The sequence below is a fragment of the Kribbella sp. NPDC059898 genome (genome assembly GCF_042730855.1).
Lineage (GTDB): Bacteria > Actinomycetota > Actinomycetes > Propionibacteriales > Kribbellaceae > Kribbella.
Genome location: NZ_JBHWKR010000010.1, coordinates 82,073 through 96,098 on the forward strand (window position 1 = coordinate 82,073; position 14,026 = coordinate 96,098).

Annotated in this window: 8 protein-coding genes; 6 read left to right on the plus strand and 2 right to left on the minus strand. The window is 68.4% G+C overall.

Annotated elements, in window-relative coordinates:
- The first annotated feature begins 54 nt into the window (after nucleotides 1-54).
- Nucleotides 55-5,700 (plus strand): pullulanase-type alpha-1,6-glucosidase, encoded by a 5,646-nt coding sequence (gene pulA / locus ACFV9C_RS28380; RefSeq protein ID WP_380198381.1) that lies wholly within the window; start codon nucleotides 55-57, stop codon nucleotides 5,698-5,700.
- On the opposite strand, the gene ACFV9C_RS28385 is transcribed toward pulA, so the two are convergent.
- Nucleotides 5,697-6,065, minus strand: a complete 369-nt coding sequence (locus ACFV9C_RS28385; protein WP_380198383.1) for a DoxX family protein — start codon at nucleotides 6,063-6,065, stop codon at nucleotides 5,697-5,699. The genes pulA and ACFV9C_RS28385 overlap by 4 nt on opposite strands.
- A 69-nt stretch (nucleotides 6,066-6,134) precedes the next feature.
- Here ACFV9C_RS28385 and sigJ point away from each other — a divergent pair, with 69 nt between their 5' ends.
- The 5 genes from sigJ (at nucleotide 6,135) to ACFV9C_RS28410 (ending at nucleotide 12,911) form a co-directional block, all read left to right on the plus strand.
- Complete coding sequence (sigJ, locus tag ACFV9C_RS28390) at nucleotides 6,135-7,010, plus strand: RNA polymerase sigma factor SigJ (protein ID WP_380198385.1); 876 nt, start codon at nucleotides 6,135-6,137, stop codon at nucleotides 7,008-7,010.
- 52 nt (nucleotides 7,011-7,062) lie between these two features.
- Nucleotides 7,063-8,472 (plus strand): serine hydrolase domain-containing protein, encoded by a 1,410-nt coding sequence (locus ACFV9C_RS28395; RefSeq protein WP_380198388.1) that lies wholly within the window; start codon nucleotides 7,063-7,065, stop codon nucleotides 8,470-8,472.
- 47 nt (nucleotides 8,473-8,519) lie between these two features.
- Nucleotides 8,520-9,458 carry an NAD-dependent epimerase/dehydratase family protein gene (locus ACFV9C_RS28400; RefSeq protein ID WP_380198390.1) on the plus strand — a complete coding sequence of 313 codons (939 nt, stop codon included), beginning with the start codon at nucleotides 8,520-8,522 and terminating at the stop codon, nucleotides 9,456-9,458.
- A 23-nt stretch (nucleotides 9,459-9,481) separates the two neighbouring features.
- Nucleotides 9,482-10,741, plus strand: a complete 1,260-nt coding sequence (locus ACFV9C_RS28405) for a M20/M25/M40 family metallo-hydrolase (protein WP_380198391.1) — start codon at nucleotides 9,482-9,484, stop codon at nucleotides 10,739-10,741.
- Between the two features lie 484 nt (nucleotides 10,742-11,225).
- A complete protein-coding gene (locus ACFV9C_RS28410) occupies nucleotides 11,226-12,911 on the plus strand; it encodes a DUF222 domain-containing protein (protein WP_380198393.1) in 1,686 nt (561 codons plus the stop codon).
- A 451-nt stretch (nucleotides 12,912-13,362) separates the two neighbouring features.
- On the opposite strand, the gene ACFV9C_RS28415 is transcribed toward ACFV9C_RS28410, so the two are convergent.
- Nucleotides 13,363-13,545, minus strand: a complete 183-nt coding sequence (locus ACFV9C_RS28415; RefSeq protein WP_380198395.1) for a hypothetical protein — start codon at nucleotides 13,543-13,545, stop codon at nucleotides 13,363-13,365.
- Between the last annotated feature and the right edge of the window lie 481 nt (nucleotides 13,546-14,026).

The following is a 14,026-nucleotide window of genomic DNA, read 5'->3' on the forward strand; positions in this document are numbered from 1 at the left end:
GGTAAAACCTGACCGCTACCGTCCCCGGCATCAGACGGCGGGGAGGGGTGCGCGATGCGCGGGTTCAGGCGTTGGGCTGCAGGTATTACCGCGGCCGCGGTAGTAGTACTCGGACTGGGTACGCCGACACCGGCTCCAGCAGCCGAGCAGCGGGTGATCACACTCGCCGGATCGCTGCAGAGCGAGCTGGGCTGTGCGGGTGACTGGGACCCAGGCTGCGACGCGACGAGTCTCGGTAGCAGTGCGCCGTACACGAAGGTGTTCGACGTACCGGCGGGATCGTACGAGTTCAAGGTCACGGTCAACAAGAGCTGGGACGAGAACTACGGCGCGGGCGGTGTGCTGAACGGCCAGAACATCCCACTGCGGATCGAAGGCCCGGCCAAGCTGCAGTTCAGCTACAACGACACCAGCCATGTCGTAACCGTCAAGCCGGTCGACCTGGCCGGTCCGACGGTGACACCCGCCGACAAGGCGCTCGCGACGCCCAGCCTGCGGCAGGGCCTCACCAAGGAGCGCTTCTACTTCCTGATGGCGGACCGGTTCGCGAACGGCGACAAGTCGAACGACTCAGGCGGCCTCACCGGCGACCGGCTGCAAACCGGGCTCGACCCGACCGACAAGGGCTTCTACCACGGCGGCGACCTGGCCGGTGTGATCCAGAAGCTCGACTACATCAAGTCTTTGGGTACGACGGCCATCTGGCTCACGCCTTCATTCAAGAACCGGCCCGTGCAGGGCTCGGGCGCCGACGTGAGCGCCGGGTACCACGGCTACTGGATCACCGACTTCACCCAGATCGACCCGCACCTCGGCACGAACGCGGACATGAAGCAGCTGATCGACCTCGCGCACCGCAAGGGCATGAAGGTCTTCTTCGACATCATCACCAACCACACCGCGGACGTCATCGACTACCAGTCCGGCAACCACGGGTACATCCCGAAGTCGACGGCGCCGTACAAGGATGCTCAGGGCAACGTCTTCGACGACAAGCAGTACGCGGCCGGCGACACGTTCCCGACGCTCGACAAGAACACGTCGTTCCCGAACGTGCCGATCTTCCACAGCAAGGCCGACGAGACCGTGAAGGTGCCTGCCTGGCTGAACGACCCGACGCTGTACCACAACCGCGGCGACTCGACGTTCGCCGGTGAGAGCGCGGAGTACGGCGATTTCTCCGGGCTGGACGACCTGTTCACCGAGCAGCCGAAGGTCCGGGACGGGATGATCGACGTCTACAAGACCTGGGCCGAGTTCGGCATCGACGGGTTCCGGATCGACACCGTGAAGCACGTCAACATCGAGTTCTGGCAGAAGTTCTCACCGGCGATCCTGGCCGCGGCGCGCGGTGCGGGCGCGAAGAACTTCTTCATGTTCGGCGAGGTGTACGACGCGAACCCGCAGTTCATGTCGACGTACACGACCAAGGGCGACCTGCAGGCGACCCTGGACTTCGGGTTCCAGCAGAACGCGGTGGCGTACGCGAAGGGCGACCCGAGTACGAAGCTGCAGGACTTCTATGCGGGCGACGACTACTACACCGACACGGACTCCAACGCGTACGAGCTGCCCACGTTCCTCGGTAACCACGACATGGGGCGTGTAGGCACGTTCCTGAAGCAGGGCGGTGCGTCAGGGCAGGAACTGCTCGCACGGGACGAGTTGGCGCACTCCTTGATGTACCTGACCCGTGGGCAGCCAGTCGTGTACTACGGCGACGAGCAGGGCTTCACTGGCGCCGGCGGCGACAAGGACGCGCGGCAGGACATGTTTGCCACCAAGACCGCCGACTACGCGGACGACGAGGTCGTTGACGGCACGGGTACGACGACGATCGGCAGCAAGGACCGGTACGACGTCAACGCGCCCATGTACAAGCACATCGCGGCACTGGCGCAGCTACGGGCGAAGTACCCGGCGCTGTCGGACGGGCGCCAGGTGAACCGGTACTCGTCGAACAGCAACGGGCTGTACGTGTTCAGCAGGCTGGGCAGTGACAACGTCGAGTACCTAGTGGTGTCAAACAACTCGAAGACGGCCGCATCCGCGACCGTACCGACGTACGGCCCGAACACGTGGCTCAAGCCGATCTATGGTGGCTCGCGGTCGGTCAAGACAGACCGTGAGGGCCGGGTTGTCGTCAGCCAGGCGCCCCTGTCCGTGACGGTGTACCAGGCACAGAACAAGGTCCCGCCGCGCGCCAAGGCGCCAAACGTCTACCTGAGCTCGCCGGAGCTCGGCGCGACGGTCGGTGGGCGTGCTGAGATCGCGGCTGCTGTCCCTGAGAACACACCGGCCACCGTGACCTTCGGCTACCGCCCAGTGGGTACGACGGAGTGGAGGCGGATCGGCTCCGACGACAACGCGCCGTACCGGGTCTTCCAAGACGTCAGCGGGCTCGCGAAGGGCACGCTGCTCGAGTACCGCGCCGTACTGCGGGACACCTCGGGCAACTACTCGGTCTCGGACTCGTACGGCGTGGTGGGCGATGCTGCTGCGCCAGGAGGTGGCGGTGGCTCTACCGGGCCCGTCGTACAGCCCAACAACGTGTCCGTGCCGGGTGACCACAACAGCGAGATGGGCTGTGCTGCGGACTGGTCGCCGGACTGCGACCAGGCGCAGCTGAAGCTGGACCCGAAGGACAATGTGTGGAAGGGCACGTACACCATTCCGGCCGGTGAGCACGCGTACAAGGCGGCCGTCAACAAGAGCTGGGACGAGAACTACGGTGCCGGTGGTGTCGCGAACGGCGCCAACATCTCCTACACGGCGCCTAGCGGGCCTGTCACGTTCTACTACGAGCACGGGCGGCACTACGTCACGTCCAGCGCGCAGGGGCCGATCATCACGGTGCCTGGCTCGTTCCAGACCGCTCTGGGCTGCCCCACCGACTGGGATCCGTCCTGCATGCGACCCTGGTTGACCGACGAGGACGGCGACGGGACCTACACCTGGTCCACCAGTGAGCTGAAGGCGGGCAACTATGAAGCGAAGGTCGCGCACAACCTGTCCTGGGACGAGAGCTACCCGGCGCAGAACGTGCCGGTCTCGGTCCCGAGCGACGGGCTGGTCGTCACGTTCTCGTACGTACTCGCGACCCACCAGCTCACGGTGACCACTTCCAAGCCCGGTGCGCACCCAGACCTCGGCCAGGCCAAGGCGTACTGGCTGAACCGCGACACGCTCGCCGTACCGGCCGTCGACCACCCGGAGCGGTACCGGTGGCGGCTGCACTGGTCGGACACCGGCTCGCTGAAGGTGGACGCGGACGACATCGGCGGCTCGTCGGCGGCTCTGCGATACGACCCGACGGAGGTCAAGCCCGGCTACACCACACTGCGGCTGGACCACGCCGACGTCGGCAAGATCCTGACCGGGCAGCTCGGTCTGGCGCAGTACGACGACACAGGCCGTCTGCTGGATGCCACCGGCGTGCAGATCCCTGGTGTGCTCGACGATGCGTACAGCAGCGCGGTCAACCGCTCCTACGGCGTCACGTGGCAAGCAGGCAAGCCCACCTTCACAGTCTGGGCGCCCACAGCCCAAACCGTCCGCCTACTGGTCGCCGGAACTGCTGTGGCGATGAACCGCAACTCAGATGGGTCCTGGGCCATCACTGGCCCCCGCTCTTGGAAGGACGATTCGTACCGCTTTGAGGTCACGGTCTACTCCCCCAGTACTGGGAAGGTAGAGCAGAACGCTGTCACGGATCCGTACTCGGTGGCCCTCACCACGGACTCGACCTACTCGGTGGCCGCCGACCTGAACGACCCAGCAGGGAAGCCGGCGCTGTGGTCATCCACAGCGTCGCCCAAGCTAGCCCGGGGCGTCGACTCGACGATCTACGAGCTGCACGTGCGGGACTTCTCCATCAACGACAACACCGTGCCCACAGCGCACCGCGGTACCTACCTGGCCTTCGCCGACAACGGCAACGGTACGAAGCATCTGCGGTCGCTGGCCGCGGCAGGGCTCAACACCGTGCACCTGCTACCCACCTTCGACATCGCTTCGATCCCAGAGACGGGGCAGCAGACACCGGCCTGCGACCTGAAGTCCATGCCCGCCGACTCCGACCAGCAGCAGGCCTGTGTGACCGCGGTAGCCGCCAAGGACGGCTTCAACTGGGGCTATGACCCGTTCCACTGGCTGGCGCCGGAGGGTTCGTACGCAACGCAGAAGGACGGCCTGCCGCGGGTGGCCGAGTTCCGCACGATGGTCGGTGCGATCCACAAGTCGGGGCTGCGCGTCGTACTGGACCAGGTCTACAACCACACGCCCGCGGCGGGTCAGGCCCCGACGTCGGTGCTCGACCGGATCGTGCCCGGGTACTACCAGCGGCTGGACGCGACCGGCAAGGTCGAGAACTCGACCTGTTGCAGCAACATCGCCACCGAGCACGCGATGGCCGAGAAGATCATGGTCGACGGCACAGTGAGCTGGGCGCGCAACTACCACGTGGACGGCTTCCGTTACGACCTGATGGGCCACCACACCAAGGCGAACATGCTGAAGATCCGCGCCGCGCTGGACAAGCTGACGTTGGCGAAGGACGGCGTCGACGGCAAGTCGATCTACCTGTACGGCGAGGGCTGGAACTTCGGCGAGGTCGCGAACGACGCGCTGTTCGTACAGGCCCGGCAGGGCAACCTCGGCGGCACCGGGATCGGCACGTTCTCCGACCGGCTGCGGGACGCCGTCCGCGGCGGCGGGCCGTTCGACGACGACCCGCGCGTCCAGGGCTTCGGCTCCGGCGAGGCGAGCGACCCGAACGGCGCGGCCGTCAACGGCACGCCGGCCGACCGCGCGAAGCGGCTCGCGCACGACACGGACCTGGTCCAGCTCGGGCTGGCCGGAAACCTGCGGTCGTTCACGTTCAAGTCCGTGGCTTCCGGGGCCGAGGTCCGCGGTGACCAGGTCGACTACAACGGCTCGCCGGCCGGGTACGCCGACCAGCCGGACGAGGTGGTGACGTACGTCGATGCCCACGACAACGAGACGTTGTGGGACACGCTGACGTACAAGCTGCCGGCCGATCTGCCGATGGCGGACCGGATCCGGATGAACACGTTGTCGCTGGCAACGACCGCGCTGGCGCAGACGCCGTCGTTCTGGCACGCCGGCGCGGACCTGCTGCGGAGCAAGTCGCTGGACCGCAACTCGTACGACTCCGGCGACTGGTTCAACACGCTGGACTGGACCGGGGCGGACAACGGGTTCGGGCACGGTCTGCCGCCGAAGGCCGACAACGAGGCGAAGTGGCCGTTCATGAAGCCGCTGCTCGCGAACCCGGCGCTGAAGCCGTCGGCGGGTGACGTGGCGACGGCGTCGGCGGCCGCTGACGATCTGCTGAAGCTGCGGTTCTCCACTCCGCTGTTCCGGCTGGGGTCCGCGGCGCTGATCAACCAGAAGCTGAGCTTCCCGGTCAGCGGTACGACGCCGGGCGTGATCACGATGCGGATCGACGACACGGTCGGCCCCGACGTGGATCCGGCGCTGAAGGGGGCCGTGGTCGTGTTCAACTCCACCAACGCCGCCGTCACCCAGCAGATCCCGGGCCTCAGCGGTGCCGACCTCAGCCTCTCCCCGGTCCAGGCCTCCGGGTCCGACCAGGTGGTCAAGCAGACGACCTGGTCGGCCGGCAGCGGTACGGCGACGGTGCCGCCGCGGACTGTCGCCGTACTAGTCCAGCACTAAAGCGCAGCGAAGCGAGCCGCGGCGACGAACGCCGCCAACGCCAGGAGGACGGTGTTGGCGGCCGTTGACCGCGGCTCGCGCAGTGACGAGTGGGAGGTGGCGGCGCCGACCATCACCACGCACAGGCCGACCGCGGCGAGTGGGGTGAGGACGCGGGCCCGGTCGCTCAGCCAGGGCGCGAACAGGCCGGCTACCGCGAGGAGCTCGCAGACGGCGACCGTACGGACGAGCGGCATCGGGAACGGCGCGATCCCGGTCTGACCGGTGGCGATCAGGCGTGCGCGGGACATGGTGGCCTTCAGTACGCCGGAGATCGTGAAGACCACGCCCAGCGCGCCGGTGAAGATCCAGACGATTGTGTTCATGCAGATTGCAGACGATCCGGCAATCTTGTCTGTGACACTGTCACGGAGAAGGTGACTCGATCGTCTGAGATGGATGTGATGGAGGAACTCAGACCGCTGCTGCTGTCGATCGCGTACCGGATGCTCGGAACGTTCGGGGACGCGGAGGACGTCGTCCAGGAGGCGTACCTGCGGCTGCACCGCGAGCCCGAGGTGACCTCGCCCAAGTCGTTCCTCACCACGGTCACCACCCGGCTGGCGATCGACCAGCTGCGCTCGGCGCGACGCCGGCGGGAGCAGTACTTCGGCCCGTGGCTCCCGGAGCCGGCCGTCGACGAGTACGTCGACCTCGCGGACCGGGCCGCGCTCTCGGACTCGCTGTCGACGGCGTTCCTCGTCGTACTCGAGCGGCTCTCCCCCGACCAGCGCGCGGTGTTCCTGCTCGGCGACGTGTTCGGCTACTCCTACGACGACCTGGCCGCGATCCTCGGGAAGACCCCCGCGAACTGCCGCCAGCTCGCGGTCCGCGCGCGTCGTAGGATTGCCGACAATCGACCGCGCTTCGACCCGTCCCCGCGGGAACGCGACGAACTGCTCCGCCGCTTCGTCGCGGCCGCCGAGGACGGCGACCTCGAGGCGCTGGTCGCGCTCCTCACCCCCGACGCCACCTTCACCGGCGACGGCGGCGGCAAGGGCGGCTTCCCGCGACCGATCCACGGCGCGCTCAACATCGCCCGCCTGGTGATCGGCTCCTTCGGCAAGTTCACCGCTGCGGACTCGGCAGGACTCAGGGAACTCGGGAGGCTGACCGTCGAGGTTGTGCACGTCGGCGGCCTGCCGGCGCTCCGGATGCTCGATCGAACAGACCGGACGATCGCGATCTGGTCGTTCACGATTGCCGACAGTCAAGTGTCGACAATCCACGGAGTGGTCAACCCGGACAAGCTCACCCACCTCCAGCCCTGACGGCGCGCTATCGAGCGCCCGTCCGTCGGCGTGGGGAGATAGCGTGCTGCGGGTGAGCAGACTTCCCCGGAGTACGCCAGCAGCCCAGGGTCTGTCCGCGGCCGCGCTCGACAGCTTCGTCGGAGCGCTCGACGCAGGGCAGCCGGAGATCCAGACAGTGATGCTGGTGCGGCACGGCCACGTGGTCCTGGAGGACGCGTGGGCGCCGTACCGGCTCGACGACCGGCGCCTGTTGTTCTCGGTGTCGAAGAGCTTCACGTCGACAGCGGTCGGCCTCGCGGTCGACGCAGGATTGTTGACAATCGACGATCCGGTCATCTCGTTCTTCACCGCGGACGAGCTGCCGGAGACGATCAGCGACAACCTGGCCGCGATGAAGGTCCGGCACCTGCTGACGATGACCACCGGCCATTCCAAGGACACCGTCGAGGCGCTCAGCCGGGACCGCCGGATGGTGAAGGTCTTCCTCGGCCTCGACGTCGAGCACGAGCCCGGCAGCGTGTTCGTCTACAACAGCGGCGCGACGTACATGCTGTCGGCCATCCTGCAGCGCCTGACCGGCGGCAACCTGCTCGACTACCTCCGCCCGCGGCTGTTCGAGCCGCTGGGCGCCACCGAGGCGATCTGGCAGGTGTCGAAGGAGGGCATCACTGTCGGCGGCTGGGGGCTCAGCCTGAACACCGAGTCGCTCGCCTGCTTCGGGCAGCTCATGCTGCAGCACGGCGAGTGGGACGGCAAGCAACTGGTCCCGGCCGAGTGGTACGAGGCCGCCACCTCGAAGCAGGTCCCCAACGACAGGGAGGAGAACCCGGACTGGAAGCAGGGGTACGGGCTCCAGTACTGGCGCGGACGGCACGGCACGTACCGCGCGGACGGCGCGTTCGGGCAGTTCATCCTGGTGTTCCCGGCGTACGACGCGGTGCTGATCACCACGAGCGCGACCGGCGACATGCAGGCGATCCTGAACACCGCGTGGGACTACCTGCTGCCAGCGCTCGAGGGCAAGGACGTGCCTGCGACGCCGCGCCCGGAGCAGCTCGAGCTAGCGCCTCCGACCGGCGCCACTCCCCCGCCGGGCGACGGGCGGACGTACCGGTTCGCCGGCCACAACCCGGCCGGACTGACCGCCGTACGGCTCGATGCCGACGGCACCGGGACGTTCAAGTTCGAGGACCCGCAGGGCGGGACCCACGAGCTCGTCAGCGCCGCCGGCGCGTGGCAGGAGCGGCGGGCGGCGAGCACGGTCGCCGACGCCGGCCCCGAGTCCGGCGAGCGGATCCTGACCAGCGCGTACGGCGACGGCGACGCGTTCGTCGCGACGTTCCGCTGGGTCGAGACGCCGTTCCTCGCGACCCTCAGCTGCCGGGTCGCGGACGGGGTGATGACGGTCGACGGGAAGCTCAACGTGTCGTTCGGGCCGACCGAGTTCACCCTGGTTTCGGAGGAGATGTCACAGGGCTGAGCCGGCGCGTGTCCTCCGGGTCGTAATCATCGACAACGGAGGACGAAATGAAGGTCTTGGTGGCAGGAGCGACCGGCGGACTGGGCCGGTCACTGGTACCGCAGCTGGTCGCGGCCGGACACGAGGTGACCGGGATGATCCGGTCCGGGTCCGGCGCGGCCGGCGTCCGGGCGTTCGGCGCGGACGTCGTACTCGCCGACGGTCTCGACGCCGACGCCGTCCGGGCCGCCGTACTGTCGGTCCGGCCCGAGGTGGTCGTCCATCAGATGACCGCGCTCAAGGGCGGGATCGACTTCAAGCATTTCGACGACAGCTTCGCGCTGACGAACAAGCTGCGGACGACAGGTGTCGACAATCTGCTTGCCGCTGCCCAAGCTGCCGGCGTACGACGGTTCGTCGTCCAGTCGTACGCCGGCTGGAACCTGCAGCACGGCGGCTCCGCCACCAAGACCGAGTCCGACCCGCTCGACCCGGCCCCGGCGCCCGCGCAACGGCAGACGATGGCCGGCATCAAGCACCTCGAGTCCGCCGTACTGAACGCCGACGGCATCGAGGGCGTCGCGCTCCGGTACGCGAACTTCTACGGCCCGACCGCCGACCTCGGCAAAGGCGGCTCGATGGTGGAGCTGATCCAGAAGCGCCGGCTCCCGGTCATCGGCGACGGCACCGGCGTCTGGTCGTTCATCCACTACGACGACGCGGCCGCGGCGACCGTGAAGGCCGTCGAGAGCGACGTCACCGGGGTGTTCCAGATCGCCGACGACGACCCGGCGCAGGCGGCGGTCTGGCTGCCGGAGTTCGCGAAGATCCTCGGCGCGAAGGCACCGCGCCACATCCCGTCCTGGATCGGCCGGCTGGCCGTCGGCGACGTCGGCGTGGCGGCGTTCACGGAGATCCGCGGCGCGTCGAACGCGCTCGCCAAGTCGACGTTCGGCTGGCAGCCCGGGTACGCCTCGTGGCGCGCAGGGTTCCGCAACGGCCTCTGAGCGGCCCTCTAAGGTGGGTGAGCATGAGCCTGACGCCCGCTGAACAGAAGGTGCTGGACCGCATCGACGAGGAACTACTGGTCCGGATCACCCAGGCCCTGCTCCGCGCCCCCGGGCAGAACCCGCCCGGCGAGGAGGCCGCCACGGTGGCCGTCCTCACCGCGGCGGCACGCGACCTCGACCTGGACGTCGCGACCGCCGCCGTCGAACCCGACCGCGAGAACGTGACCGTGACACTTGCCGGCGGCAACGGTCCCGGACTCCTGCTGCTCGGCCACACGGACGTCGTACCGCTGGGAGACGGCTGGACGGTCGACCCGTACGGCGGCCTCGTCCGCGACGGGCGGATCTACGGGCGCGGCGCCTCCGACATGAAGGGCGGCCTGGCCGCCGGGCTGGCCGCCCTCGCAGCGCTTCGCGGTACCGCGCTCAGCGGCCCGGTCGACCTCGCCGCGGTCGTCGACGAAGAGGAAACCGGCAAAGGCATCCGCGCCTATCTGGCAGCCACACAGCACACCCCTGTGGATAACTCCCAGCCGGCCACCCTGCCGACGGATAGACTTGAAGCGGAAAGGACAGGGGCGGAACCTCGATACCTCGGATGCATCACCGCCGAGCCGACCGACCTGCAGACCATCATCGCAGCGCGCGGCGACTCGTACCTGCAGGTCGCGGTCCACGGCCGAGCCTCGCACGCGGGCAACCCGGACGGCGGCGCGAACGCCATCTACGGCGCCGCCGCCGTCGTCGCCGAGATCGAACGCCTGCACGCCGAACTCGCCCAGGCGCCACATCCCCTACTCGGCCCGGCCACCTGGAGCGTCGGCCAGATCAACGGCGGCACGGGCGGCTCGATCGTCCCCGCCGAATGCGTGGTCGTCGCCGACCGCCGCCTCCTCCCCGGCGAATCCCCCGCCGCCGTACTCGCCGACCTTCAAGCGCGCGTCGCCGCCCTCCACCTGGAGAACCGCGGGCTGACCGTCGACCTCTCGATGCCGATGGAGATGCCCGCGTTCGAGACCCCCGAGGACCACGACCTGGTCCGCATCACCGAAGCCGCCCGCTTCGACGCCGGCGGCCCACCACTCCCCCTCGCCGGCTGGACCGCCGCCTGCGACGGCGGCTACATCGCTCGCGACCTCGGCGTACCGGTGGTCGTCGTCGGGCCCGGGTCAGTCACCACCCAGGCCCACCGCGCCGACGAATCCGTCGCCATCACAGAACTCATCACCGCAGCCCGCGCCTACACCCTGATCGCCCTCCGCCTCCTCAACCCGTCGTGACCCCACTACGTCACCACCAGCCGGTACGACGTGAGGTGGGATGTTTCGCCACCGGACACGCTGCACACCTCTCACAAGCGCGGCTGCTCGCGCTGTCCTCGTTGGGCATGCGCTGTACGTCCGGCGTCGTCTACGGCCTGCCTTCGACAAGGGCAGGTCGTAGACAGCAACGTCATGGGTGAACTCGCCGGGACGCCCGATCTGGCGTTGGCCTTCAGCGAGACCGACGGGCGACTCGTGGTCACTCTGTAGGAGTCGAAGTCTTCTGGATGGGCGGGTGAGAGCTCCATCATCGGTAGACCCCTCCTCCTAGCAATCGAACCGGAGATCCCGTGAAATCGCGCTGCTCTTGATGCGTGATTTCCACAGTCGACCCGGGAGCACATGCCGACAGCTCACCACGAATCTGTGGATAACTAATTCCCTTGAAAATAAGGGGTTCCCAGCTTTGAAAACTGTCGGAGGCGCCAGCTAGAGTCTAGTCATGGACATTCTCGGCGGACGCACAGTGGTTGCTATCGGCAACCATGAGGTGGTGCCTGCCCTCGACGACGTCAACGCCGAGATCACCCGCCTGCAAGCCGTCCGCCTCCAACTCATCGCCCGCGCCGAGACCGACGGCCTCGCCCAGGAACTCGGCGCCCGCGACACCGTCGAACTCCTCACCCTCCGCCACCGCCGCGACCGCACCGAGGCCTGGCGCGACGTCCACCTCGCCCGCGCCCTCCCCAAATACCGCGCCGTCGACACCGCCCTCACCAACGGCGTCCAATGCGCCGACGGCACCGTACGCCAGATGCAAACCGGCCACGCGGCCGCGATCATCACCGAACTCGAACGCGTCCGCACCCGCGTCCCGACCGAAACCCTCGACGTCACCGAACAACAACTGGTCGGCCTCGCACCGCATCTCACCCCCAAGGAACTGCGCACCGCCGCGAAACAGTTGTGTGACCGGATCGACGCCGACGGCCCCGAACCCGAAGAACAGAAGGCCTCCGCGCGCGAATCGCTGACGTTGACCACCGCGGAGAACGGAGTGAAGTTCCGCGGCTACCTGGCCAACGAGAACGCCGAGCTGTTGCGGGCGATCGTCCACGCCGGCGCCCGCCCGCACAAGACCGTCGACGGGGAACACGATCCCCGGCCGCGGGACAAGCGCCAGGCCGACGCGCTGACGACCGCGTTGACGGTGGCCGCGAACGCGTGGGACACCGACACCGCCGGGCACGGCGCGAAGGCGAACATCACAGTGACGATCGACCTGGAGGACCTGCGGTCCGCGACCGGGCACGCGACCGGCCAGACGGTGTACGGCGACGACCTCTCCGCCGCCACGATCCGCCGTCTGGCGTGTGACGCGAACGTCATCCCGCTGGTCCTCGGATCGAACTCCCAGCCGCTGGACGTCGGGCGTAGCGAACGCCTCGTGACCAGGCACATCCGGCACGCGCTGGTCGCCCGGGACCGGGGCTGCGTGGTGTGTGCGGCGCCGCCGGTGATGTGTGACGCCCATCATCTGACGCACTGGGTCGACGGCGAACCGACCGCCGTCGACAACCTCGCGCTCTTATGCCGACGGCACCATGTCGATCTGCACAACGACCGCTGGACCATCACCATCACCAACGGCAAGGTCCAAGTAGCCCGCCCAGCCTGGGCCGACCCAACCGCCGTATGCGCAACCCAGCTACCGGGCTCTCACCTCGCCCAGCCGGCAGAGGCGGGCTCAGTCCAGCCTGCCGCTGCATACACGCGACCTGCAGGGGCCGGCTCCAACAGACCTGCGGCCGCCTACCCGCCGCAACCTGCGGAGGCGGAGCCTGCCCGATCTCCAGGTGCCTATCCCGGGCGACCTGCAACTGCTGGCTCGACCCCTGCGGCTGCGGCCGCCGTCCGAGCTGATCGGCCGTCCGTTGGAGTGGCGCGTGTACCTGAGCCGTCGGGTGGTGTGCCTGCCTGGCCTGAGCGTGCCGACGGCAGACCCAGACCCGCCGAACCCAACGAACCGCCAAGCGATCCCTGGGGCGGTACGGCCGTGCCCGCTGCACGGAGCGGTCGGTGGAGGGCTGACGACGCGACCCTCACTGCTGCGGCTCGTTTCGCGGTGTGGGGTGAGCCTGCGCCGACCGAGTCTGCGACCGGTCCGCCGTCGTTCGTGACCATCTGAATTGGTCTCCGGTTGGCGGCGGACTGGTGGCCGTGATTCTTGTGCTGATCGCGAGGACAACATCAGGCCGGACGGTTTCGCGGCGTACTACGTCGTCGAGGAGAGCTGGGGCCGCTGGGCATGCCGTTCGCCAGTCCGCGTCCCGCCGCGCGGGGTGTGCGTTGCAGCAGCCCGACGGCTTGGTGGTGCTGTCGATGATGGTCAGCAGGCCTGCGCTGATGCTGTCGCCAGACCGCGGCCTGCCGGGGGTGATCTCGACGGCTTGCGGTGTGGGGCCGCAGGAGGCGCCGGTCTCGGTTGTGCCGTCGCGGTCGGTGAGGTTGGACGACCAGACGCCGGGGTCGCCCCGGGTTCCGATCCTGCGCCTCGAAGTCGTCAGCCTCAGCCCGAAACTGGCTCCTTGCAGTTCAGGATGTAACGCCCGTCAGCGGGTTGGTGGCGGGACAGGGGGTCAGGTCTTGCCGTAGACGATCGGGTACTGATCGATGATCCAGGCCGGTTCGACGATGTGGCTGTGGTCGGCGCGGACGGGCATGTGTGGCGACGCACCGGCTGTCCCGGACGTGGCGACTATTACGTCACCGGGGTCATCGATCTCACCCGATCCGCGATAACACCGGCCGGCACGCGTCATGGTCGAGGGTCCCCTCCAAGAGGTTTCAAACCCAGGCGCGCCGAACAGCCGAGCCCTGGCACCGGGCGGCGCAGGAAGCGGCGGCAGAGAAGGCGGCGGAGGAGCAGGCGGAGGCGGAGGCGGCGGCTCGCCGGAGTCGGCTCGGCTCGGCGGAGACGGCTGCTGCGGAGGCGGCGGAGGCGGCGGAGGCGGCGGCGGCGGAGGCGGAGGCGGCGGCGGAGGCGGAGGCGGAGGCGGAGGCGGCGGAGATGGTCGCGGTGGATGGGGGGCGGCGGGTTCAGGCTGCCGCGGCTGAAGGGCTGCTCGGTGTGGTCGCGGTGGGGGGCGCTTCCGCGTCGTGCGGTGTGGCATACGCGGCTACTTCGACCGACCTGGCAGCAGTGGCGGACGTACCGAAGCCGTCTACGACCGGGTCGAACGCGTCCGAAGATTTGGGCTCGGCTTCGGTGGGCTCGGCAACTGCATCGCCGGATCGCGGCTC

What these genes read in the sequence shown, in the direction of transcription:
- pulA (WP_380198381.1), top strand. Translation starts at nt 55, where the DNA reads ATGCGCGGGTTCAGGCGTTGGGCTGCAGGTATTACCGCGGCCGCGGTA.
- ACFV9C_RS28400 (WP_380198390.1), top strand. Translation starts at nt 8,520, where the DNA reads ATGAAGGTCTTGGTGGCAGGAGCGACCGGCGGACTGGGCCGGTCACTG.
- ACFV9C_RS28415 (WP_380198395.1), bottom strand. Translation starts at nt 13,545, where the DNA reads ATGACGCGTGCCGGCCGGTGTTATCGCGGATCGGGTGAGATCGATGAC.
- ACFV9C_RS28405 (WP_380198391.1), top strand. Translation starts at nt 9,482, where the DNA reads ATGAGCCTGACGCCCGCTGAACAGAAGGTGCTGGACCGCATCGACGAG.
- ACFV9C_RS28410 (WP_380198393.1), top strand. Translation starts at nt 11,226, where the DNA reads ATGGACATTCTCGGCGGACGCACAGTGGTTGCTATCGGCAACCATGAG.
- sigJ (WP_380198385.1), top strand. Translation starts at nt 6,135, where the DNA reads ATGGATGTGATGGAGGAACTCAGACCGCTGCTGCTGTCGATCGCGTAC.
- ACFV9C_RS28385 (WP_380198383.1), bottom strand. Translation starts at nt 6,065, where the DNA reads ATGAACACAATCGTCTGGATCTTCACCGGCGCGCTGGGCGTGGTCTTC.